This window comes from Peptostreptococcus porci, assembly GCF_009695815.1.
Taxonomy (GTDB): Bacteria; Bacillota; Clostridia; order Peptostreptococcales; family Peptostreptococcaceae; genus Peptostreptococcus; species Peptostreptococcus porci.
On the sequence record NZ_VUNE01000001.1, the window covers coordinates 1 to 24595 of the forward strand.

The following is a 24595-nucleotide window of genomic DNA, read 5'->3' on the forward strand; positions in this document are numbered from 1 at the left end:
GGTTATTATAGCGAGGAGGATACACCTGTTCCCATTCCGAACACAGAAGTTAAGCTCTTTAGCGCTGAAGGTACTTGGTGGGAAGCTGCCTGGGAGAATAGGACATAGCCACGTGATTAGCTCTAGCTTATGCTAGGGTTTTTTTTATAAAAAAAGTTAAGAGTGTATTGATTTCAAGTAATAAATGTGGAATATAATTATAATTTATTAATGACGAGGTGGAAATATGAATAAAACTATTTATGATGCAGTAAAGAAAATTAGACAAGAAAATATCGTATCTTTTCATATGCCAGGTCATAAATATGGAAGATTGCCCAGAAAAATAGAATATCAAGAATTTTTCTCAGATATTTATGAGTTCGACACAACAGAAATTTATGGTACGGACAACCTACATAACCCCAAAAGTATAATTAAGCAATCTCAGATAAATTCTAGAAAAGTATTGTTTCCAGAGTCAGATAATTATGATTTGATATACTTGGTTAATGGTAGTACCTGTGGAATTGAATCTTCAATATTTTGCAGCGTCAAAAAAGGTGATAAAATAATATTAAATAGAGGTTGCCATCAATCCGTTTATAATTCGTGTCTGGTTTCGGATTTAAAACCAATTTTTGTGGGAGAAAATATATCCAAAGAAGGAGTTTTTATTGGCGTTGAAGAACGTGAGTATATAGAAGCAATCGAAAATAACAAAGATGCGAGTGTCGTGATTATTACGAGACCTACATATTATGGGATGGTTTTTGATGTAGAGAATATTATTGCCAAAGCTCATGAATATGGAATGAGAGTGATAGTGGATGAGGCTCATGGGGCACATTTTAATCTTCATGATATTTTCCCGAAATCAAGTGTTTATTTTGGTGCGGATTTCGTCATACAAAGCTTACACAAGACTTTGCCTTGTTTTACTCAGGCATCAGTATTGCTTGTTAATAGAGATAGGATAAATAGGAGTGAAATGGGCAAATTGTCCTCATCACTTAATATATTTGAATCTTCAAGCCCATCATACTTGCTTATGTCGAGTATTGAAATTTGTGTTGAACAGACAGAAAAGTTTGGAAAGAAACTAATGGAGGATCTTTTAAATAATATATACATATTTAAAAGAAAAGTGAAAAACTATAAAATCTTCGAGACATCTGATCCAACTAAGATATTTATAAATACGATAGACAAGGGCATAAATGGTCACGATTTTGCGAAATTGTTGCGATACAAGTATAACATTCAAGTTGAAATGTCAAATTACTCTGGAATTTTGATGTTATGCAGCATTTGTAATGTAAAGAAGGATTTTGATTTGTTGTATGATGCTATGAATGATATAGTTGAGAAAAATATGTTTACTCTAAATTCAGATGATAATTATGAGTATGATGGTTTCTTTGGATATGATGAAAAAGTCAATTATGGCGGAGTGGAGGACAAGTCTGTGAGTGATGACGGTATAAAATCGCTAAAGAAGAGCAAAAAAATCGATCTAGACTTTCCTTCAGTAATTCCAGATAGGCGACTTTCTCCTAGAGATGCATTTGATGCCACTAAGGTATCTATTGATATTGAAAAATCAGTAGGAAAAGTATGTGGAGAGTTTATTATACCATATCCACCAGGAGTGTGTATCATCGCTCCAGGCGAGATAATCAGTGAAGAAATTATCGATTTTATTGTAAAAGCTAGAGAAATAAATATGGAAATAAATGGAATGTTGAGTAGTGACTTTTCAAAAATACAGATAGTTGATTGCGATTGAAGTGAGATTAACGTGAGATAAATAATATAAAATAATATAAATATGAAAAGTGAGATAAGTGAGATTTTTAGAATAAAGTATTAATAATGGAAACTATAAAATGAAAAGAGCAAAAAAGAGTAATAAAATGAAATAGCAAGGAACATATTTTTATAATAAAGGAGTTATTAATGAATAAGAATGGTAAATTGTTCGTCATAGAAAGTGGATCTGATGGATCAGGAAAGGCTACTCAATCCCAATTATTGTATGATTATTTAAAAAATAAGGGATATAAAGTTATCAAGGTAGAGTTCCCAAATTATAAATCTGAGGCATCATCTGTAGTAAAAATGTATTTAAGAGGTGATTTTGGTAGAAGAGCTGATGATGTCGATCCATATGTAGCATCTACTTTCTATGCGCTTGACAGGTATGCGTCTTACAAAACTGAATGGGAAGATTTTTATCGAAGTGGAGGTATTGTTATTGCCGACAGATATACTACGTCAAATATGGTTCATCAGGCTTCAAAAATGAACGATAATGAAGAAAAAGATAAATTTTTGAAATGGTTGTACGATTTTGAGTTTGGGTTATACAAGCTACCGACTCCAGATGAGATTTTTTTTCTGGATGTTCCGGTCGATATAACTGAAAAGCTGATTGAAACAAGAAAAAATAAGTTCACAAATGAGTCGGAAAAAGATATTCATGAAAGGGATAAGGGTTACTTGGAGAGAACATATATGAATTCAAAATACGTTGCTGAAAAGTATTCGTGGAATATCGTAGACTGCGTGGATGAATTGGGAGAAATGAAAAGTGTAGAGGAGATACATCATAGTATTATTGAGAAAATATCAAATCATCTAAAATAGAGCTGTGACAAATTTGAAATATAGAAATAGCAAATATGTAGTATAGATATACACTATAAATCGGCAATTTAGAAATGGTAAATGTGTAGTATAGATATGCAATATAAGTCGGTAATTTAGAAATGATAAATCTGTAATAGAATAATGACAAAAAGGGGTAGAAAATGTTTGAAAATATAATTGGTCATAAAAGGGAAAAAAATATGCTAGAACATATAATAAAATCGAATAATGTGTCTAATGCTTATATATTCTCTGGACCAGAGGGCACTGGAAAAAGTATAATTGCCAAAGAGTTTGCCAGTAGGTTGCTCGGCGTTAGTGTTGATAATAGTCCGGATTTTGAACTTATTCAGCCAGAAAAATCGGAAAATAGTATAAAAATAGATAAAATTAGAGCTATCAATTCCAGCATAAATTTAAATCCAGTGAGTGACTATAGGATATATTTAATAAACGATGCCGAAAAAATGACCTTGCAAGCTCAGAATGCTTTATTAAAAACTTTAGAAGAACCATCAAGTTATGGTATAATAATTCTTGTAACTAAAAATGAGCAAGTTCTATTGGAAACTATAAGATCGAGGTGTTTGGATATTAAATTTTCTCCTCTGAGTATTTCTGAAGTACATGAGTATTTGATTTCTAGAAAAATAGAAGAAGAAATATCAAAGGTCTCTTCAATTCTTTCAAGAGGAAGCATAAAAAGAGCATTGGAGACTTCTCAAAATGAAGAAATAGTCGAAATCAGAAATATTGTAAAAACTATTTTGAGCAATGCTATTGATAAGAGAGATATTTTCGAGCTTTCTAGGACAAGCGAATATCTCAAAAACTATAGTTCCCAAATTGGCTTTTTTATAGAATTTATTAAATTATATATGAGAGATATGATAGTCTTTGGAGAAACTAGGAATGTTGACTTGATAATAAACAAAGATGATAAAGAATTTGTTAGTAGGCTTTCATCGAGGGTTAGTTTGTCTAAGCTTGGGAAATTAATGGATGTAGTCATGGATACAGAGAAGAAAATAAATGCCAATTGTAATTTTAATACAACAATGAATTCAATGGCTGAGAGCTTTTATAAGGTGGTGAATTAATGGTACAAATAGTAGGAATTAGATTCAAGCCTGTGGGTAAAATTTATTACTTCGATCCCACAGAACTAGAATTAAATATAGGTGATGATGTAATAGTTGAAACCTCAAGAGGACTTGAGTTTGGAATGGTAGTAATAGAGCCAAAATTTGTTCCTGAGGAAGATATTGTCAATCCTTTAAAGCCAATTATAAGATTGGCAACCTCAGAAGACAAGGATGTCTATGCTGACAATAAAATAAAAACAAAGGATGCATTTGAAATATGTGAAACAAAAATAAAAGAGCATAATTTGGATATGTTTTTAATAGATTGTGAATATACTTTTGATAGAAATAAGTTGATATTTTATTTCACAGCAGAAGGCAGAATAGATTTTAGAGAGTTAGTCAAGGATTTGGCTGCGATTTTTAAGACACGAATTGAATTGAGACAAATTGGAGTTAGAGATGAAGCAAAGATAATTAATGCAATAGGTCCTTGTGGCAGATCTCTATGCTGTGCAACATGGATTGGTGAGTTTATGCCTGTTTCGATAAAGATGGCAAAGGATCAGGGCCTTTCACTTAATCCAGCAAAAATTTCGGGTGTTTGCGGAAGACTATTCTGTTGCTTAAAATATGAAGCAAAGGGATACAATGAGGCAATAAAAAAGATGCCTGCTGCTGGTTGGATAGTAAAAGATTTATTTAGTGATAGAAATGCGAAGGTAATTGAATCGAATTATCTTCTTGAAAATATAAAAGTGGAGTATGACGATAAAAGTGTTGGAGTCTTATCTCAGGGTGATTATGTAGTTATTAAGTCGTTCAAAAAAGATAACAGTATAGCTGATGGTTTAGATTCTGAAACATTAGAAGAGTTAAAAAAACTAGAGCAGGATAAATAGAGGTATATATGAATGTCGATATTTTTGAAGATGAGAGAATTGATGATCTTCAATTTAAAGGTCTAAAGATAATTCAAAATATAAATGGGTTTTGTTTTGGGATAGATGCTGTATTACTTGCAAATTTCTGTAAGATTAAAAAAAATGCTGAGGTAATAGATCTGGGAACTGGTACAGGGATTATACCCATATTGCTTTCGGGAAAGAGTAATGCGAAAAGAATTACAGGAGTGGAAATACAGGATGAAGTGGTCGATATGGCAAGGAGATCAGTATCACTTAATGATTTAGAAGAAAAAATCGAAATAGTAAAATGCGATATAAAATGCGTTCAAGATTCATTTGAGAAAAACAGATATGATGTGGTAGTATCGAATCCACCATATATGCATTCAAATGGACTGATAAACGAAAATGATAAAAAAGCAATTTCGAGACATGAAGTTTTGTGTAATTTGGAAGACGTAATCAGAGGTGCTGCATATCTCTTAAAACCAAATGGCAGATTCTTTATGATAAATAGACCTCTTAGGTTGGTCGATATGATATGCTATGGAAGACAGTATAATTTGGAGCCAAAGTTTATTCGATTTGTACATTCGAAAGCCAATAAGGCACCAAAATTAGTTTTGATGGAGTATGTAAAAAATGCAAAGCCAGAATCAAAAATTCTGGAACCATTGTATGTATACGGCGAAGATAACAAGTATACCAAAGAAATTTTAGATATATACTCAAACGTTAGTGTGGCTGAATAGGAGGTGTAAATCTTGAGTGGAAAGCTTTTTGTTTGTCCTACGCCAATTGGGAATTTGGAAGATATAACCTTTAGAGTTTTGCGTATTCTTGGAGAGGTAGACCTAATTGCAGCTGAAGATACCAGACATACGATAAAATTATTAAATCATTTCGAGATAAGCAAACCTCTTACCAGTTATCATGAGCATAACAAAAATTCAAAGGGGCAGATCTTAATTGAAAAATTAAAGGAAGGCATTGATATTGCTCTTGTAAGTGATGCTGGTATGCCGGGTATATCCGATCCAGGTCAAGAACTTATAAGAGAATGTATAGACAATGATGTCGATATAGAAATTCTACCTGGTGCCAGTGCCTTTGTTATCGCATTGATTGGGTCTGGAATGGATACTGATAAATTTGTATTTGAGGGTTTCTTGGAAAGAGATAAAAAACGAAAAAAAGAAAGACTATCAGAGTTAAAAAATGAAAAGAGAACGATGATAATTTACGAATCACCCCATAGAATCAAAGACACTCTAAAACTGATAAATGTCTGTCTAGGAAATAGAAAAATTGCAATATGCAGGGAATTGACGAAGAAATATGAAGAATATATGAGGGTCACTGTAGAGGAAGCTATCGAATATTATGAAAAGAATGAACCACGAGGGGAGTACATAATAATATTAGATGGAAACAAGCTAAGTGAAAACAGCGAGACTGATAATGAATATGAAGAGCTTGATGATAGAAGTTATGTCTGTAAATTAATAGAGAACGGGTATTCAAAAAAGGATGCTATAAAAAAGGTAGCAAAAGATAGAGGAAAAAATAAAAATGAAGTTTATAAACAAGCTCTAGACCTGTAAAAAAACAGAAATGAAGTTTAAAGGCAAGGTTCAGACTTATAGATAGGGATAAAATTATTTCGAAAATAATATGATTATTCCTTGAAGATGGTTGAATAATATCTATAGTTTGATATAATGTATATGGCGCATTTATTATGGTGCGCCAAATTTATTTTGAGTGGTGATATATTTGAAATTATTTAAGCAGGTGCTAATTATTGCACTTATCAGTTTTATTGGCGAAATGATGCATAGATTTTTGCCTTTTCCAGTGCCGTCAAGTATTTATGGTTTGCTGTTGATGCTTTTGCTATTGATGACAAAGGTTATAAAGCTTGAAAGTGTAGATTATGTAGGTAAGGTATTGATAAAATACATGCCGATAATGTTTGTTCCAGCAGGAGTTGGTTTGGTAACAGCATGGGATAGACTGTATCCTATTCTAATTCCAGTGGCAGTCATTACCTTCGTTTCAACGATTATTGTGATGGTTGTTTCTGGGAAATTTACAGAAAAACTAATTAAATAGATGGAGATGATATGATGAAAGACGCTATAGTCGGTTCGGTATTTTTTGGTATAATTTTGACTGTTATTACGTTTTATATAGGTGATTTATTGAAGAGAAAATTGAAGCATCCTCTGGCAAATCCTATTTTGATTTCTGGAATGGCAGTAATTGGAATCTTGGTATTTTTTGATATAGATTTCGACACTTATAATAAGGGAGCCAAATACATTGGTTTCTTATTAACACCAGCGACGGTTTGCTTGGCAATTCCATTATATGAGGAGATTCAACATTTGAAAAACAACTGGTTGGCGATTATGTCTGGAATAATTTCTGGGATAATTTCTAGTGCTGCAACAGTATTTGTATTATCACTAGTTTTTAAACTTGGACATCAAGAATATGTAACTCTGTTGCCAAAGTCAATAACTGCTGCCATAGGAATGGATATTTCAAAGCAACTGGATGGCGTTGTCTCAATAACTGTAGCAATAATTATAATAACTGGCTTAATTGGAAATATAATGGGAGAGTTTATTTTAGAGAAATTCAACATCAAGCATCCGATTGCCAAGGGAGTTGCATATGGTGCATCTTCTCATGCATTGGGAACGTCTAAAGCTATGGAAATAGGAGAGCTAGAAGGTGCGATAAGTGGTTTATCATTGGCTGTTTCAGGAATTTTAACGGTTTTTGCTGTTTCTATATTTGCAAATCTGATATAGTTTTAATATTATTAAAATGATTTAATTTAATAAATTTGGTGGGAGTTCGTACTACTTGTTAATTAATAAAACATTGCCCAAAATATAAAAATATTAATAAAGAAATTTTTTGATATTTTTTATATTAATAAGAATTGTCCGAATTTTATGAATTGACAAAAAGAAAAATGAAGTATTGTTGATAAATACTTCATTTTTTTGTTTTTATTAAAAAAAATTTTTTTAAACCAAAATTTGCTTTTTACCAAAAAAAATATTATTCTTAAGAAAACAACTTTAAATAAGGAATACATTTTCATTAATAATAAGATATTTTTTATATTATTTTCATCGATTATTTTCCAGAAATAATAAATAAAATGGTATTTTTATTAAATTTATGATAGAATAGACTTAGTTAAAATCACTTAATATTATAAGGTATAGTATTTTGGGATATTTTTAGGAGACAAGGAGAGAAAAATGTCAAGAAACTTAACCATGTTAACTGATTTATATCAATTAACTATGATAAATGGATATTACAAAAGTGGAAACCACAATGATATGTCAGTTTTTGATGTATTCTTTAGAAAAAATGTTTGCGATGGTGGGTATACTATTATTTCTGGAATGGATGAAGTTGTAGAGTATATTCAAAATCTTAAATTTTCCGATGCCGATCTTGAATATTTGAGATCTTTGAATATATTTGATGATGATTTTTTAAACTTCCTAAAAAATTTTAAATTCACAGGTGATATTTATTCTGTTGAAGACGGTAGCATTATGTTTCCAAATGAACCAGTGCTAACAGTAAAAGCACCTCTATATCAGGCACAATTGGTAGAAACAGCGATTTTATCGATGATAAACTTTATGTCATTAATAGCTACAAAGTCCTCAAGGGTCTGTAATGCGGCAAAAGGGGATGCGGTTTTGGAATTTGGATTAAGACGTGCTCAGGGTCCAGAGGCTGGGCTATATGGTGCAAAGGCTGCGGTTGTCGGTGGATGTGCTGCAACTTCTAATGTCTTGGCTGGAAAAATGTTTGATATACCTGTGGCAGGGACACATGCACATAGCTGGGTGCAAAAATTTGATACAGAATTAGATGCATTTAGGGCATATGCGGAGATTTATCCAGATAATTGCCTATTGCTTATTGATACATATAATGTCTTGGAAAGTGGAGTGAAAAATGCCATTACGGTATTTGATGAACTTAGAGAAAAAGGCTATGAGCCTGTAGGGGTAAGACTTGATTCAGGAGACTTGACTTACTTATCCAGAGAGGTAAGAAAGATTTTAGATGATGCGGGTTATCCGAATGCCAAGATAACTGCTTCAAATGACCTTGATGAGTACATGATAACTTCATTGAAACAAGAGGGTGCTTGCATAGACTCTTGGGGAGTTGGAACAAAGCTTATCACTTCATATGACTATCCGTCATTGGGAGGAGTTTATAAGCTGGCTGCCACTGCATCAAGAGAAGGTGAGCTGATGCCAAAGATTAAAATTTCTGAAAACCCCGAAAAAATCAACAATCCCGGATATAAGAAGGTTGTGAGAATATATAACTCTTATGGAAAGGCTGAAGCCGATCTTATTATGTTAAACGACGAAACAATTGATGAAAATCTTCCTTTGGAGATATTTGATCCAGTGTATACTTGGAAGAGGAAGGTTTTTGAAAAATATACAATAAGAGAAATGCTAGTTCCGCTGATTAAGGACGGGAAATGCGTTAGAGAGAAAAAAACAGTACATGAAATAAAGGAATACGCAAAAGAAGAACTTCAAAGTATTTGGGATCAATATAAGAGAATAAAAAATCCACATATTTACAAGGTGGATTTATCTCAGAAGCTTTGGGAGTTGAAAAACAATATGGTGGCTTCTAAAAAGAAATTTTAATATATTTTATGTAAAGTAGGTGGGTAAAATGACAAAAAAATCTTATGAAGAAAGAATGGATTCAACAGATGCAAAAATTATTGAAATTTTACAGGATAGTGGTAGAATTTCGATGAAAGATCTTGGTATTGCGGTGGGATTAACATCTCCAGCGGTATCAGAAAGAGTTAAAAGACTAGAGGAAGCAGGAATTATCTCAGGCTACAAAGCGATAATAAATCCTGATTCAATGGGAAGAGCTATTAAGGCATTTATAAATGTTTCTCTTCCTGGAACTGCTTATGATGCATTTATCGAAAAGGTAAAGGGCGATCATAGAATAGTTGAGTGTCACCACATCACAGGTGATGATAGTTCTCTAATAAAAGTAATAGTTGAAAATATGGATGAGTTAGAGAATGTAATTGACGGATTGAAGGATTTTGGTAGAACAAAAACTTCAGTGATACTTTCAACACCGGTTCAAGCCAAATCAATATTATAATAATTGACTTTTTATTGTGAATGATATAAAATACAATTAATAAATGCAAAATTAAATATTTGGCTGTGAAGAGAAGAGTAGATGTTCTGATGTTTAAGAGAGTTGGTGGTTGGTGAGAACCGATACAGTAAGAATATTGAAGATGGACTTGGAGCCTCATGTCTGAGTTTCTGTAGAAATAAGGGCATGCGTTGACGATGCGTTAAATCTAAGAGAGATTGTATTAATTTAATTTTATATTATAGTAATTCAATAATTAGGGTGGTACCGTGACTAATGCTCGCCCCTATGGTAAATTCATAGGAGCGAGATTTTTTATTTAGGAGGAAAATTATGACAAAAAAAGAAACATTTTATATTACAACGCCTATATATTATCCGAGTGGAAGGTTGCATATAGGTCACACTTATACGACTGTGGCTGCTGATGCAATTGCGAGATTTAAGAGATTTTGTGGTTATGATGTTAGATTCCTTACAGGAACTGACGAGCATGGGGAAAAGATTCAAAAAAAGGCACAAGAAGCAGGTATGAAGGAAATTGATTTTCTTGACGAACAGATTGCTGAGATCAAAAAACTTTGGGAGAAACTAGAAATATCAAATGATGATTTCATAAGAACGACGGAAAAGAGACATACGGACGCAATTCAAAAGATATTTACAAAATTATATGAACAAGGCGATATCTACAAGGGATCTTATGAGGGTAACTATTGTGTTCCATGTGAAAGCTTTTGGACAGAATCTCAAATGTTAGAGGGGAACAGATGTCCTGATTGTGGTAGAGAAACAAAAATAGTCAAAGAAGAATCGTATTTCTTTAAGCTATCGAAGTATGAAGATAGAATAAGAGATTTATTCGAATCTGGACACTTCGTTGCACCTGAAAGCCGAAAAAATGAAATGATTAAGAACTTCTTAGATCCAGGTTTAGAAGATCTATCTGTAACTAGAACTTCATTTGATTGGGGCGTAAAGGTTCCTTTTGATGAAAAACACGTAATCTATGTCTGGGTGGACGCTCTTTGTAACTATATAACTGCTTTGGGATATATGAGTGATGATGAAACACTTTATCAGAAATACTGGCCAGCTAATGTTCAATTAGTTGCAAAAGAAATTGTGAGATTCCATACGATAATTTGGCCTGCTTTACTAATGGCACTTGATATACCAGTTCCAAAGATGGTGTTTGGTCATGGTTGGATATTATTTGCTGATGATAAAATGAGTAAGTCAAAAGGCAATATTGTTTATCCAGGTCCAATGATAGAAAGATATGGAGTAGATGCGCTTAAGTATTTCTTGTTGAGAGAATTTTCATTTGGTCAAGATGGTAGCTATACACATAGAAACTTTGTAAATAGGATCAACTTCGATTTGGCAAACGATCTTGGAAATCTTGTGAGTAGAACTGTTTCAATGGTTGAAAAATATAATGATGGAATACTTGTAAAAAATGATGCAAAGACAGAGTTTGACGATAGTTTGATCGATTTATACAAGGAAGTCAGAGTTGACTTTGAAAAGCAGATGAATGAATTGATGTATCATGAAGCACTAGAAAGCATTTGGAAATTTGTAAGGCGAACAAATAAATACATTGATGAAACTATGCCTTGGGCTTTGGCGAAGGATGATGCCAATAAAGATGTGCTAAACAAAGTTCTTTATAACTTATGTGAATCTATCAGATTGGCGGCGACTTTATTTAGTTCGCTTCTTCCAACTACTGCAATGGAAATATTTGATCAGTTAGGGATAAAAGGGAAAGATGAGCTATATAGCTGGAAAAGCTGTGATACATTCGGTTTGATTCCGGATGGAACAAAGGTGCATAAAGGAAAAGTATTATTCCCAAGACTTGATGTGGAATCTGAAATAAAAGAACTGGAAAATTTGTTTGCTGAAAAAATAGTGGATCAGGAAAAACCTTTAGAGCATAAGGCTGAAATAACAATAGATGATTTTGACAAGGTAGAGCTAAGAGTAGGAAAGGTTGTAAAATGTGAACCTCATCCAAAAGCCGATAGACTACTGGTATCTCAAATAAAAATTGGTTCAGAGATGAGACAGATTGTGTCTGGAATTGCCCAATGGTATAAGCCAGAGGATATGGTCGGAAAAGAAGTTATAGTAGTATGCAACTTGAAGCCTGTAAAACTAAGAGGTGTTGAATCACAAGGTATGATTTTGGCAGCAGGTGACGATGGAGATGATTTGATTATTCCACAAGCTACAGGTGCCAAAGATGGAGCAGAGGTGAGATAATGCTTTTTGATTCACATGCTCATTTAAATGATGACAGATTTGACGAAGACAGAGAAGAGGCAATCGAATATATAAGAAAATCTGGAGTTGATTTGGTTGTAAATCCAGGTGCAGACATGGAAACATCAAAATCGGCAATAGAATTGGCAAATAAATACGACTTTATTTATAGTGCTGTTGGAGTTCATCCTCATGATGTATCTGGAATGACCGAGTCTGATATAGAAACCTTGAGAACGTGGGCAAAAGAGAATGAAAAAGTAGTTGCCATCGGTGAAATAGGATTGGACTATTATTATGATTTGTCACCAAGAGAAGATCAGAAAAAATGGTTTATTAGGCAGATTGAATTGGCAAATGAGCTTGGACTTCCATTTATTGTTCATGATAGAGATGCACATGGTGATACTTTTGAAATAATAAAGAAGTACAAGGCAAAAGATACTGGTTGTGTCCTTCACTGCTACAGTGGTGCATTAGAGTTGGCACAGGAGTATGTAAAGTTAGGTTGTTACATATCAATTCCAGGAACTGTCACTTTTAAAAATAATAAGAAAACTGTTGAAGTTGCAAAGGAAATACCACTTGAATGGCTGTTTATAGAAACAGATTCTCCATATATGGCACCAGTACCATTTAGAGGGAAAAGAAATGATCCATCTATGGTGAAGTATGTTGCTGAAAAGATAGCACTTGAAAAAGGAATTTCATATGAGGAAGTCTGCAGAGTCACAAAAGACAATGCTATGAAATTTTTTAAAATTAAATAATTAAAATTAAATAAAAAAACATAAAATAAATATAAAAAATGCTATAGATAAGTGAAATTACCTATGGCATTTTTTGTTGTATAAATATCAGTTGTCTAATATTTATCGTCGATGATAGAAATAAATCGATTTAAGGTTTCCGACAATATTTTTCTTTTATATAAAATAAGCGATAGATACATTTTATTTATATAACTTTAATTATAAATTAATACAATTTTTATACGAAATATTATATATAATATAACGTTATTTAAAAAATTAAATGAAAAAATGAATATTTTTATTAGGAAATGAAAATAATATCATTAAAATGAAATATAAAATATTTTTAAAATAATAGATAAAACTAACAAATAAGCATAATAATATGCTATTTTTTTTTGCAAAATATTATTTTTTAAGTAAAAATGCATTTAAAATATTCTTTTTTTGTAAATTGGTACAAGTTGCAAATATGTTTGGGATGTTTTATAATAAGTCATAATTTTACTAAAATTAATATAATTAAGCAATGATTAAAAAAAGAAAAAAATAAAAAAATTTTCGAATGAATAATTTAATCATTTTTAGTTAAATTCAATTTAAATCTTATAAATCGTATCTATTAATATGGGGGACAAGTAAAATTTTCAAAAATCGTAGAGAAGGGGAATTCGATAATTATTATAAATGGGGATAAAAGGAGGATATTTATGGTCGGATTTTATGATAAGATATCACCTAAAAATAGTGATATAGAATCTGAGTATTATTCATTTTCATTTGCAAGTTATAGAGCGAATAGCTTTATATTAAATGAGAATTGCTATAGAGTTGTATTGGTGCTAGATGGAAATATAAGTATTATTTATATGGATGAGAAGATAAGTTTGAACAAGGGGCAATTATATATTATTAATCCTTGTAAGGTATATCGAGTGTTGTCAAACTGCAATCAAGAAAATTTGATTCTATACTTTGATATAAATCTGGAGTTTGCACTTAATGCATGTTCGGTAAAAACTATTGCTTCATTTGACTTTGATAGTGTTCATGAGGACAATATCGAGTACCAAGAGATTATATCGACTATGAATGAGTTATTATGTTTGTACATTTTCGAAGAGAATGTTTCTGAAGGTGTGTATGTTAAGCTAGTAAGAAACATGCTTAAAAAGCTATTTGAAAATTTTTCATCAAAGGATTCAAATGATGAGAAAGAAAAAATTGATATTTGGTTTTCTAAAAAACTGGTTGAATATACAAAGATGATGTTTGAAGAACCACAGAATGGATACAGTCTTATGCAGTTATCCAGTGATTTTAACAATTATTCATCGTATGTATCAAAAATATATAAAAAAGTACTTGGTGTTAAGTTTGTAGAGTGCCATATTTTTGCCCGTATTGAAAAATCAATGGAATGGCTAATTGATTCCGATAAGAGTATATTGGAGATTGCGACTGAGTGTGGATTTATGAGTTCAAAATCATTTTATGAGAACTATAAAAAATATATGGACGAAACTCCATCTCAGTTTAGAAAAAAGATGAGATGCTCGAGGCAACTGGACTACAAATATACAAATATGCCTTCAATCTTGGAATCGGATGTAGTATATGAAATTTTTGAAGAACGTGAGGATGCAAACAGAACTGTGAGCAATGATAGTGATGAAGGTATACATTATGATATTGATGTCAACCGGAGTGGTTTTTCTGTGGAGGCTTGCAATAAGAGAGTGGTAAATTTAAATATATTTGGTGATAGGTGGATGGAGACAATTGAAACTATTCAGCGATCGCTGAGATATGATTATGTTACTATATCTCTTTTGTTCAATCGGAATGTATATTTTGTATATGATGAATTCAGTAAGGAAAGGATTGATTTCACAAAGTTTATGCATTATATTCACAAGCTGGAAAATCTTAATTTGAAACCAGTAATAGTTTTAGAGTTTATGCATATAAGCGATAAAAGTGATTTAATCAATATGAGAGAGGCTTCTTATAAAACATTGGAGCGATTTTTGAACAGTATCTCTGAAGTCATATCTGTGTCAAAATTAAAATACTGGAAATTTGAATTAAAAATGCCTTGGGTTTGGATGGATTATAAGGATGACGAGGAGTATTATTACAATAAAAATCTTTACAATAAAATAAGGAAACTGATAAGGAATAAGCTTCAAAATAAGAAAATAGGAATACATATGGGTAATTTGAATTTGATAAAATCAAATAAACAATATGAAAGGGTAAAGAGTATTGTGGATGATGATTTCGATATTGATTCACTGTCTTTTAGTGTGGTAGATCCATATATTTATTCTGATAAATCCAACAATAAGTGTGTTCTAATAAGAAGAAAAGAACATATTGATAAGATTATTAATTTTGTGAATTCGTTGAAGGAAAGGAACAGGTATAAGGTCTACATATCTGATATGTACCTATATTATGAATGGGAAAAGCTATCTAGATATTATTGGGAATCGATGTTTGCTTTATGTGCAGTAGATTCATATATTGAAATGCAGGAAAACAAATTAGGAATATCGTCAGTTAAGTATTACAATAATATGTTTTCTAGCAGAGAAAGGTTTGAAAAGAAGAAAAAAGAATATATTGGAAAATATGAATTGAGTAACGAGTTTGGAATTTATAATGCCTGTTTTTATGTTGAAAAAATTCTTTCTGAAATAAATGGTGAATGTATATACTCCGAACCAGGTGTGTTTTTTGTAAAGGATGATGATGAATATTTATGTTTGCTGTATCAAGACATTCATAGAAATATTAAAAAGGTATCAGATAAAGTTGTCATGAATTATAATAGCTCACACGAAAAATACAAAATACGAATATCTGGTCTGCATGGAAGATATAAGATAAGCACAAAATCTACTCACTCAGAGAATGGAACATTTTATAGAGAATGGAAGAACATGGGAGCACCAAACCAATTGTCTAGAGAAGAGAAAGAATATATTTCTTCAAAAATAACGCCAAACCTGTATGTTGAATTTGTAGATATACATGATACATATGATACTGAAATCAAGCTAGGTTTATTTGAAATTAAATTTATAAAAATAACAAAAATTGGAAACTTTGTGTAGATGAATTTTCATTGATTGTCGTGAAAATAAGATGCCAATTTTTGAGTTGCCGTAGGAGAGAGGTCACTTTTCCTACGGTTTTTTATTTATACGATATATGTAAATATCTTAGAAGTATTAAAAAATGTTATTTTTAAAATGGTTTATTTTTATAGAAATCATTATCAATAAAATAAAAAAGGTTACAAAATAATTTGAAAAACTATCATTATTTAATAAAATAGTTCTTTTTTTTAAAATCCGTAATTAATGAAATAAAAAAAGGAATGCTTTATTTTTTCTTAATTGTTATACTTGATAAATAAGTGCTGTAAAAATTATGAATAGGGGAGGTTTTATGCTAAATATGAAGAAGAAATCAAAATTATTTTTTCTTGTATTATTGATATTTAGTATATTTGCAAATGTATATTCAAGTACTATTTCGTACAGTATGGCAAGTGAAAAAGCCATTGTTGAGGGAAATGGATTAAATAGAAAAGGCGACTATGGTCTACTTGATTTTCTTGGAGATAATAAATTGCAGAATATACTTGAGAAAAGTATTGGTAATAATGCAGACAGTGAAAAAAAAGTTGATGCTGAGGATGATAAGGAGAAGAGCTCTGATAATGAGGATTTGAAATCAAGCGGGGAATTATCGGATGACAAAGCTACAAGTCCTGAAATCACTGGCGAAAGTGAAAATGGGATTAATGAGTATGGTAATAATATAGGTATGGCACTACGAAGTGCAAGAATGGCACGAGCAAATGAAACAAAAGTAAATGTAACAATTACCGATTTTGATATTGTTAAAGCGAAAAACGAAAGTTCTCCACCGCTTAAGGAAATAATATGGTGGGAGAGTTACTTTTTAAAGATGAAATGGGAAATTCCTGGAGATTTGAAAAATCTTAAAAGAGGAGATTTTTTTGAGGTTGATTTGCCTGATACGTTGAATTTTCCATCGGAAAGTGCAGCCACTCGTTTTGACTTGATGACACCAGATGGCAAAGAACTGGTAGCAAAGGCAGTTGTTTCACCATTGGGCTCTGGTGGTGGAAAAATAAGGGTTACCTTTACTGAATATGTGGAAAGTCCGATTGGAAAGAAGGATTTAAAAGGAAGTATGTATCTTGCTTGTGCAGTTTCGACAAAATACTTAAAAAAGGAATTTGGAAATGAAATATCAATTACCATTAATGGTAAGACAAAAACAATAATAACTGATGGTTTAAAGAAACTTGGGAATGAGATATTATCAAAATGGTCTGAGAGAATAGCCAATAACCCTGAAAATAGTGAGGTTGAATGGGTAATGAGAATTAACCATAAAAAAGCCCTATTAACAAATGCTTATTTAAGCGATACTATTCAGGTTGAAAATGGAGATCCAAGTCTCATTTCATATGTTCCAGGATCTTTTCGCTTACTGCTAGTAAAGTATGATGAATATGGAAATCCTGTTAGAATTTATACAGAGATAAATATAAGTAGTTATGTTGAGTTATATAATGACAATCAATCATTCGATATTGATTTAGAAGAGGTATGGAATCAACTTATAAGACCGCTTAATTTGAAGGATGATGAAGGAAGACTGATACGTAATATTGATAGAAGTCAGTTTATGCTTAGATATAGATCTAATTATATACCAGGATTCAAATTGAGAAATAAGGCAAGATTATATGCAAATAATCGATATGACGAAGTAAGTGGAAAATTTGAAGTAGCATTTTCAGGTGGAGAAGGGTCTGCTGGAACTATTGGTAGACTGAAGATTCGTAAGGTCGATAAAGACAATGTTACAAAATTGCTTGCAGGAGCAAAGTTTAGTATTAGAAACAAAAATACAGGCAAAGTATTTACATTGGAAACAAATTCAAAAGGCGAGGCAATTTCAGAGGTATTGGAGCCAGGAAGCTATACCATTGAAGAGGTGACACCACCTCAAGGATATATAAAAAACAATCAAATATATACCTATGAGGTAAAAGGGGATCAGGTAAATCTGCTTTCAATAAAAAATGAGCGAAAGAGAATAAATATACCAGTGGAAAAAATTTGGCTAGACTACAATGGCAGTCAAATACCAAACGAGAAGACAAAGGGATATCCTCCAATCAGTATAACACTTAAAAGAAAGATAAATAATGTAGAGGATAATACTTTTTCAGTTGTAAGATCACTTAAGTACAATGCTGACCCGAATTTGTCTTGGAAATATGTATTCGATAAACTAGAATTGCAAAATGACAATGGGGATTATTATACATACTATATTGAAGAGGATAGGAGTGCTTTGACAGGAGATTTTGAGTTTTATAAATATGACAAGCAGAGCTATACTGGTAAAAGTAATGACACTGGATTGATAAATGAAACCTTGAGAGTTTACAACAAAGAGAAAAAGAAATTGTTTGATCTTCCAGTAGAAAAACTGTGGCAAAGTGCTTCTGGTCAGCCTATAAGTCATGAAGATTTGCCACCAATAGTGGTTAAGTTATATAGAAGATCTACAAGTTCACCAGAAGAAGTTGTGAAAGTGAATGGGAATGATACCATGACAATAAATAGAAATCCGAGTGGTCATTGGCAATATGTATATAAAAATCTGGATATAAAGGATCCAGCTGGAAACTTTTATACATATGAGGTTAGAGAAATTGTTCCAAAAGGATTTACTGAAGTATCTGAAGAAAATGAGAGAACCTTGGTAATCAAAGAGGGAACAAACTTCTCAACTGTAGGATTAAAGCTAAAAAACAAGGTTAATCCTGAATATCCTGCGACTGGTGGAATTGGTAGCATTGCTATCGTAGTTACTGGTTTCTTGATGGTTTGCATTGGAAGGCTATTTAAGAGATTCGCTGATTCTAGCAACTAGCATTGAGGGTATAGAGATTTACTGCACGATATTGTGATTACATTGTATTGTGAATTATGTAGAAAAAACATAGATGAAATAATTAAATAACTTGCTTATTTGTATCAAAGCTCGCTCATTAATAGTGTTTTATGTAATTTTGATATGAGTTTGTTGTAATTTCAGTGGGTTGTATTTTTGATAATTTAAAAAACTTATTTTTGAGCTGAGTTGAATGATATTAATAAATAAAAAAATTAATTTAAATAATGGGGAGGAAAAAATGAAAAAACTTAGTAAAGTGTTTGGAATACTGATGGCTATGGCTATTGTTCTTCTGTCAGTATTGCCAGTGAATGCAGCAGCACCATCAGAAACATATGACATTGTGGTACACAAAGTACTTTTGAAAAGCCTTGAAGGATTTCCTAAGGAAGGTGGTACACCGGGTATAGATGGTAAGACAAATTATGATGGTGCTAAAATTTCGAATTTAGAGGGTTATTTTGGCAATGGAGCAAAAACTGTTAAAGGTGTATATTTTGAAGTAGTTGATAAAAGTACAAACAAGGTAGTAAAAGAGGGTGCCACTGGAGATAATGGTGAGGTCGCTTTTAATGGCTTAGCAGCTGGAACATACATAGTTAGAGAGAATAAGTCTAAGACTGTTTTATCAGGCGAGTTAAATGGTAAGATGCCTGGTTCAACAATTCCGATTACTATTGTTTTACCAGTCTATAAGGCTGCTGGTGGAAAATTCACGACAGGGGAAAATGCTCTTCATGTCTATCCTAAAAATACAGTTGACGAACCAACAATCGAAAAGTCAGTAACAGAATCAAAGAATATGCACGATACTGTAGGCATTGGTCAGACAAAACCATTTATAATCGAATCAGTTATGCCTGACAAGATTGAGGATTATAAAGTGTTAAGATACACTGACCAATTTTCAAAGGGATTGTCATATCAAGGTGAATTAAAAGTTTTTAAAAATGATGTTGAAGTAACAAAGGATAATAATTACGAAGTTACAGAACCTGGGCTTGGAACGAAAAATGCAAAAATAACTGTAAATTTCAAAGAATCGTATATTAAAACACTTAGAAAAGGCGATAAGATAAAGATTACATACAATGCAACAGTTAATGAGGATGCAGTAATGGGTGCAGCTAATCCAAATGAAATTAAGTTGGAGTATAGTACGAATCCAGATTCAATAAAAGAAAAGAAACCAGAAAATCCAGAGTTGCATACTGGTGGTAAGAAATTTATAAAAAAAGATAATGATTTGAATAAACCGCTGGATAATGCTGAGTTTGTAATCAAAAATTCAAAAGAAAAAACTGCAAAATATTTAAAGCAGGATCCAACTACTTTAAAAATAGAATGGGTTGATAGTAAAGATACTGCAACAAAATTTGTCTCTAAAAGTGGTGGATTGTTTGAAGTAAAGGGATTGCCATATGGAGCAAAAGGAAATAATAACACACAGGGTGAGTCAACATATTACTTAGAAGAAATAAAGGCTCCTACTGGTTATTCATTAAATACAGAAGCTATAGAATTTAAGGTTAATGCTACTAGTTATTATAAGGATCCAACAAATATAAGTCTTGGCATTGCAGATCCACAAGTGATAAACAACCACAAAGTAACTATTCCACAGACAGGTGGTATAGGTTCAGTGGTAGTTATAGTAGGTGGTATACTAATCACTGCTCTTGGTATCTACATGAAAAAAAGAAACTCTAGGGTATAATCAATAAATAAAAAAACAACTCATACATTAAATATTTGGGGGATTGTCACAACGATAATTGCCCCCTCAATCAATCACTGAAAATACTTTCAGTGATTGATTGAGGCAAATTCAGAGGAAGGGAGAATATAATATATATGAGGTCAATTAAGAACAGCTCACTGATATTGCTAATTTTTATGATAATTTTTTCCTTTACAATAAATAGTGTGTATGCAAAAGAAGCAAAATCTTCTCAGGATACGGGATCTATTAGCATTGTAAAATTACTCAATAAGGAAAATGGAAAAAGTGCCATACCAGTATCTGGAAGTGTATTTGGACTAATAAAAATTGGTGATGAAGAAATTGGTAATGAAAAAAAGGAAAGCTTGGCAAAAAAGCTAGAATCAATGTCGTTGGAGCAGATTCAAAAAGAATATGAATCAAAGGGTAAAATGGTAATTAGTAGTGCCACTGATAATAAGGGGGAAACAGTGGTCTCTAATTTGAGTGTTGGTTCATACTATGTTGCCGAAATTACAAAAGTAGGAAATTTATGGAAAAAAAGCAATCAAACATCGCCTCTTATTGTCAATGTTGAGAAAACGAGTAAATTGGTAAAGGTCTATACAAAATCAACAGTTCCACCTAAAGGCAAAGAATTATCGGTAAAAAAAGTATGGGTTGGAAACAAATTAAAGATGATACAAGTTTACTTGTATGCAAATGGTCAAAAAGTAGATGAAGTTGAACTTAGTGAAAGTAATGGATGGACGTATACATTCAAATCACTAAAGGAAAAAAGTGTAAATGGTAAAGAGATCATTTATTCAGTTAAAGAAGAGGTTCCTAGTGGATATACATCAGAAATAAAAGAAAATAGTCCTAATGAATTTGTTATCACAAACACAGAAAAGAGCTCTGGTGGAGAACCAAAGCAACAGAATAGGTCATCTTCTGATACTGGTGGAAAAATAGGATCAATAATAAAAACTGGAGATTGGAAGGTATATCTTATTATTGGTGTAGGTATCGTGTTGATGGCACTAGGATACAAAGTATATAGAAAAAAGCCAGATAAAAAATAAAAAATAGAAATAAAATCACCTCAGCCGAGGTGTTTTTATTTTAAAGAGATAAAATAAAAAGAATTATAATATGGTAGGTGTTATATGGAAAAACAACAGGAAGAAACAAATAAAGAAAATATGAATAAAGAAAGTAGAGCAAGTAAAAAAAAATCTAAGAAAAATAGAACGATAAATAATATTATTAATGTAGTAATATTGGTAGGAGTTCTAGTAATTCTATATCCGTTTATAAGTCAAATGTACTATAGTTTTTTGTCAAAAAGTGATATCAAGGACTTTGATGAACAGACGAAAACTATACAAACACACGAAGTAAAGCAGAGAATGGATTTGGCGAAGGCATATAATGAGTCTTTGAGGAATGTGGTGATAGACGATCCATATGTGAAGAAAAAGCTTGAAGAAGGTAGGAAAGCATATGCAAAAATGCTGGAGGTACATGAGAAAATAGGTCATATTTCGATACCAAAAATGAACGAGGAATTGGCAATATATGCAGGTACAAGTGAATCGGTACTACAAAAAGGTGTTGGTCATATGGAGGGGACTTCTCTGCCGATTGGAGGTAAAAGCACACACTCTGTTTTGACAGCGCATTCTGGTATTCCAAAAAACAGACTATTTACTGATTTAAATAAATTAGAGAAGGGTGATCATTTCTATGTAACGAACATAGGTGAAACTCTGGCATATGAAGTCGATCAAATAAAGGTTATCGAACCATCGAAATTTGATGATTTGCAAATTGTGCCAGGAAGGGACTATGCAACTCTATTGACGTGTACACCATATATGGTAAACTCACATAGATTAATAGTAAGAGGGCATAGAATTCCTTATGACAAGGGAAAAAGATTAGAAGAAGAAAATAATTCTGAGTTTGATGGAATGAAGAAAATTGGTATAATAAGTATCGCTTTGATATTGGTAGTATTTTTTGTATTATTTTCAAAAAAGAAGAAAAAAGCTAAAAAAGAAGAAAAAACTAACAAAAATGATATTTAATTGAGGAGGCGTTAGTGAAGATATTTCTAACGAAAAAATATGAGTAGGAGTAAGAAGAGAAATAAGAGTACTTTTTGGGGTAAAATAGTAAATCGATTATGGGTTATAATAGTTTCAGTAGGTATATTGATTATGGTATATCCATTTATTAGTCAGCAGTACTATAACTACTTATCGAAACAAGATGTACAAGATTTCAAGGAAGCTGTAAATACAATCGGTAGCTATGAAATCAATAAAAAGATGGATTTGGCAATGGCATATAATCAATCATTAAAGCCTGGTATGTTTTTCGATCCATTTAATGAGAAGGTGAAGGCAGGTAGAGCAGAGTACGCTAGGATGCTGGAAATTCATGAGAAAATTGGATATATTGATATTCCGAAGATAGGGCAAAATATAATCATTAAGGCTGGAACGAGTGAATCGGTTTTGCAGGAATGTGCTGGTCATCTCGAGGGTACAAGCCTACCGACTGGTGGCAAAAATACACATACTGTCATTACGGCTCATAGAGGATTGCCATCTGCAAAGCTGTTTACAAATTTAAATGAAATGCAAAAAGGAGATGTTTTTTTCATTACAAATATCAAAGAAAAGTTGGCGTATAAGGTTGTGAGCATCAAAACAGTAGAGCCAACTGATTTCGATCCGGTACGTGTTGAAAAGGATAAAGATTATGCCACACTGATGACGTGTACTCCATATATGATAAATTCGCATAGACTGCTGGTCAAGGGTGAAAGGATACCTATTAATATGAGTATGACAGTGGCAGAAAAAAATGAAAAGGAAAATATATTCAAGAAAATGATTAAATACGTTTCTGTGTTGTTGATTTTAATGATTATATCGATTATAATTTATAAAAAGAAAAAGGGGAAAAAACATATCTGTAAAAACGAAAAACAGAGTTAATGGTCAAGCCCCATTTATTTGAGTGCTAGGAGGAAGTCATTGAAAACAAGAAAAATAATAGGATTGCTAATTTTTTTATTTGGAATTTCGCTGGTGACATATCCTTTTCTGAGTATGTCGATAGATGATTTTACACAATATGAAAGAAATAGAGAGTTCGAGGAAGAAATAAGTAGGGACAGGCATATCAATGATAAGATTAAAAAATTATATGATCGTAGGAATCGAACTAAAACATCAAATACACAGACAAATTCATCAAATGAGAATATAAGAGATGTATTTGCAGGTGAAGACAGTGTAAATATTGAAAAAAACGATTTGAGGGATTTGGGTATCAATTTAAATAAAAAGGTTGGTTTTGTTTCGATTCCCAAGCTAGGACAGTCATTCGATTTGTATTTGGACGCAAATTATGAAAAAATAGCAAAAGGTGTGGCTGTATTATCTGAGAGTGATTTGCCCGTTGGTGGAAAAGGAAAAAGAACTGTAATAGCGGGTCATAGTGGATATTACAACAAGGTCATGTTTTTGAATATACATAAGCTTCAAAGTGGTGATTCGATTATCGTCAATTTTCTAGGAAAAAAAATAGAATATAAGGTCTATGGCATGGAAAAAATATATCCTGAGCAAGGTGATAAGCTAAAGCCAATTGAGTCAGAGGATACATTGACGCTGTTAACATGTACTCAGGCTCCTAGATACGATATGCGTCTATTGGTGAATGCGAGAAGAGTAGCTGACAATGTTCAAACAAATAGTGTCAATAATACAATCGCCAATGATAGCATTGTTGAATATATAAGTGACAAAAATGTGGAACCAGCAATAAAAATAAGAAAGATATTTCCATATGTAATCAGTGCGTTCAACATAATTTTGATAATAATTATATTGTTAAAATTATACAGAGTTATTAAAAGTAAATAATCCTTTAGATTGAAATGACGACAGGGTTGTTGTTCTGAAATCTAAAATCTCCAGTAAGTAGTGGCGGATATTT

The 24595-nt window shown here is 32.0% G+C and carries 19 protein-coding genes, 1 rRNA gene and 1 other annotated feature; all 20 genes read left to right on the top strand.

The features are described from left to right. Nucleotides 1–114, top strand: a 5S ribosomal RNA gene (gene rrf / locus FYJ71_RS00005); the annotation flags it as partial. 112 nt (nucleotides 115–226) lie between these two features. Then, on the top strand, nucleotides 227–1768 hold the full coding sequence (locus tag FYJ71_RS00010) for an aminotransferase class I/II-fold pyridoxal phosphate-dependent enzyme (RefSeq protein ID WP_154536812.1): 1542 nt from the start codon (nucleotides 227–229) through the stop codon (nucleotides 1766–1768). Between the two features lie 170 nt (nucleotides 1769–1938). Continuing rightward, nucleotides 1939–2628: a dTMP kinase gene (locus FYJ71_RS00015; protein WP_154536813.1), complete on the top strand. Its 690-nt coding sequence runs from the start codon at nucleotides 1939–1941 to the stop codon at nucleotides 2626–2628. 164 nt (nucleotides 2629–2792) lie between these two features. Then, nucleotides 2793–3731 (top strand): DNA polymerase III subunit, encoded by a 939-nt coding sequence (locus FYJ71_RS00020; RefSeq protein WP_154536814.1) that lies wholly within the window; start codon nucleotides 2793–2795, stop codon nucleotides 3729–3731. Continuing rightward, nucleotides 3731–4618 carry a PSP1 domain-containing protein gene (locus FYJ71_RS00025; protein WP_154536815.1) on the top strand — a complete coding sequence of 296 codons (888 nt, stop codon included), beginning with the start codon at nucleotides 3731–3733 and terminating at the stop codon, nucleotides 4616–4618. Before FYJ71_RS00020 ends, FYJ71_RS00025 begins: the two co-directional genes overlap by 1 nt. Nucleotides 4619–4626: 8 nt before the next feature. After that, nucleotides 4627–5376 (top strand): tRNA1(Val) (adenine(37)-N6)-methyltransferase, encoded by a 750-nt coding sequence (locus FYJ71_RS00030; RefSeq protein ID WP_154536816.1) that lies wholly within the window; start codon nucleotides 4627–4629, stop codon nucleotides 5374–5376. A gap of 12 nt (nucleotides 5377–5388) precedes the next feature. Next, complete coding sequence (gene rsmI, locus FYJ71_RS00035; protein WP_154536817.1) at nucleotides 5389–6228, top strand: 16S rRNA (cytidine(1402)-2'-O)-methyltransferase; 840 nt, start codon at nucleotides 5389–5391, stop codon at nucleotides 6226–6228. Nucleotides 6229–6400: 172 nt separating this feature from the next. Next, a complete protein-coding gene (locus tag FYJ71_RS00040) occupies nucleotides 6401–6739 on the top strand; it encodes a CidA/LrgA family protein (RefSeq protein ID WP_154536818.1) in 339 nt (112 codons plus the stop codon). A gap of 11 nt (nucleotides 6740–6750) precedes the next feature. Further along, nucleotides 6751–7446: an LrgB family protein gene (locus FYJ71_RS00045; protein ID WP_331467977.1), complete on the top strand. Its 696-nt coding sequence runs from the start codon at nucleotides 6751–6753 to the stop codon at nucleotides 7444–7446. A 462-nt stretch (nucleotides 7447–7908) separates the two neighbouring features. Continuing rightward, nucleotides 7909–9345, top strand: coding sequence for a nicotinate phosphoribosyltransferase (locus FYJ71_RS00050; RefSeq protein WP_154536819.1), 1437 nt, complete (start codon nucleotides 7909–7911; stop codon nucleotides 9343–9345). 55 nt (nucleotides 9346–9400) lie between these two features. Continuing rightward, on the top strand, nucleotides 9401–9829 hold the full coding sequence (locus tag FYJ71_RS00055; protein ID WP_195836889.1) for an Lrp/AsnC family transcriptional regulator: 429 nt from the start codon (nucleotides 9401–9403) through the stop codon (nucleotides 9827–9829). Nucleotides 9830–9885: 56 nt separating this feature from the next. After that, nucleotides 9886–10120, top strand: a binding site (T-box leader). Nucleotides 10121–10162: 42 nt separating this feature from the next. Next, nucleotides 10163–12103 carry a methionine--tRNA ligase gene (gene metG, locus FYJ71_RS00060; protein ID WP_154536821.1) on the top strand — a complete coding sequence of 647 codons (1941 nt, stop codon included), beginning with the start codon at nucleotides 10163–10165 and terminating at the stop codon, nucleotides 12101–12103. Continuing rightward, the gene (locus FYJ71_RS00065; protein ID WP_154536822.1) at nucleotides 12103–12873 is read left to right on the top strand and encodes a TatD family hydrolase; all 771 of its coding nucleotides are present in this window, start codon (nucleotides 12103–12105) and stop codon (nucleotides 12871–12873) included. Before metG ends, FYJ71_RS00065 begins: the two co-directional genes overlap by 1 nt. Before the next feature lie 695 nt (nucleotides 12874–13568). After that, a complete protein-coding gene (locus tag FYJ71_RS00070; protein WP_154536823.1) occupies nucleotides 13569–15980 on the top strand; it encodes a helix-turn-helix domain-containing protein in 2412 nt (803 codons plus the stop codon). Nucleotides 15981–16317: 337 nt separating this feature from the next. Beyond that, on the top strand, nucleotides 16318–18852 hold the full coding sequence (locus FYJ71_RS00075) for an Ig-like domain-containing protein (RefSeq protein WP_195836859.1): 2535 nt from the start codon (nucleotides 16318–16320) through the stop codon (nucleotides 18850–18852). A gap of 262 nt (nucleotides 18853–19114) precedes the next feature. Beyond that, nucleotides 19115–20593 carry a SpaH/EbpB family LPXTG-anchored major pilin gene (locus FYJ71_RS00080; protein WP_154536825.1) on the top strand — a complete coding sequence of 493 codons (1479 nt, stop codon included), beginning with the start codon at nucleotides 19115–19117 and terminating at the stop codon, nucleotides 20591–20593. Nucleotides 20594–20730: 137 nt separating this feature from the next. Next, the gene (locus FYJ71_RS00085; protein ID WP_154536826.1) at nucleotides 20731–21663 is read left to right on the top strand and encodes a Cna B-type domain-containing protein; all 933 of its coding nucleotides are present in this window, start codon (nucleotides 20731–20733) and stop codon (nucleotides 21661–21663) included. An 84-nt stretch (nucleotides 21664–21747) separates the two neighbouring features. Beyond that, entirely contained in the window at nucleotides 21748–22671 is a 924-nt protein-coding gene (locus FYJ71_RS00090) for a class C sortase (RefSeq protein ID WP_235899028.1), read from the top strand. Nucleotides 22672–22710: 39 nt separating this feature from the next. Further along, nucleotides 22711–23589 carry a class C sortase gene (locus FYJ71_RS00095; protein WP_154536827.1) on the top strand — a complete coding sequence of 293 codons (879 nt, stop codon included), beginning with the start codon at nucleotides 22711–22713 and terminating at the stop codon, nucleotides 23587–23589. A 39-nt stretch (nucleotides 23590–23628) separates the two neighbouring features. Beyond that, on the top strand, nucleotides 23629–24522 hold the full coding sequence (locus FYJ71_RS00100; protein ID WP_195836860.1) for a class C sortase: 894 nt from the start codon (nucleotides 23629–23631) through the stop codon (nucleotides 24520–24522). Nucleotides 24523–24595 lie beyond the last annotated feature (73 nt).

Coding starts and splice junctions, on each gene's coding strand:
- FYJ71_RS00095 (WP_154536827.1), top strand. CDS start 22,711: ATGAGTAGGAGTAAGAAGAGAAATAAGAGTACTTTTTGGGGTAAAATA.
- FYJ71_RS00075 (WP_195836859.1), top strand. CDS start 16,318: ATGCTAAATATGAAGAAGAAATCAAAATTATTTTTTCTTGTATTATTG.
- FYJ71_RS00090 (WP_235899028.1), top strand. CDS start 21,748: ATGGAAAAACAACAGGAAGAAACAAATAAAGAAAATATGAATAAAGAA.
- FYJ71_RS00085 (WP_154536826.1), top strand. CDS start 20,731: ATGAGGTCAATTAAGAACAGCTCACTGATATTGCTAATTTTTATGATA.
- FYJ71_RS00070 (WP_154536823.1), top strand. CDS start 13,569: ATGGTCGGATTTTATGATAAGATATCACCTAAAAATAGTGATATAGAA.
- FYJ71_RS00015 (WP_154536813.1), top strand. CDS start 1,939: ATGAATAAGAATGGTAAATTGTTCGTCATAGAAAGTGGATCTGATGGA.
- FYJ71_RS00050 (WP_154536819.1), top strand. CDS start 7,909: ATGTCAAGAAACTTAACCATGTTAACTGATTTATATCAATTAACTATG.
- FYJ71_RS00080 (WP_154536825.1), top strand. CDS start 19,115: ATGAAAAAACTTAGTAAAGTGTTTGGAATACTGATGGCTATGGCTATT.
- FYJ71_RS00045 (WP_331467977.1), top strand. CDS start 6,751: ATGATGAAAGACGCTATAGTCGGTTCGGTATTTTTTGGTATAATTTTG.
- FYJ71_RS00065 (WP_154536822.1), top strand. CDS start 12,103: ATGCTTTTTGATTCACATGCTCATTTAAATGATGACAGATTTGACGAA.
- FYJ71_RS00020 (WP_154536814.1), top strand. CDS start 2,793: ATGTTTGAAAATATAATTGGTCATAAAAGGGAAAAAAATATGCTAGAA.
- FYJ71_RS00030 (WP_154536816.1), top strand. CDS start 4,627: ATGAATGTCGATATTTTTGAAGATGAGAGAATTGATGATCTTCAATTT.
- FYJ71_RS00055 (WP_195836889.1), top strand. CDS start 9,401: ATGGATTCAACAGATGCAAAAATTATTGAAATTTTACAGGATAGTGGT.
- metG (WP_154536821.1), top strand. CDS start 10,163: ATGACAAAAAAAGAAACATTTTATATTACAACGCCTATATATTATCCG.
- FYJ71_RS00010 (WP_154536812.1), top strand. CDS start 227: ATGAATAAAACTATTTATGATGCAGTAAAGAAAATTAGACAAGAAAAT.
- FYJ71_RS00025 (WP_154536815.1), top strand. CDS start 3,731: ATGGTACAAATAGTAGGAATTAGATTCAAGCCTGTGGGTAAAATTTAT.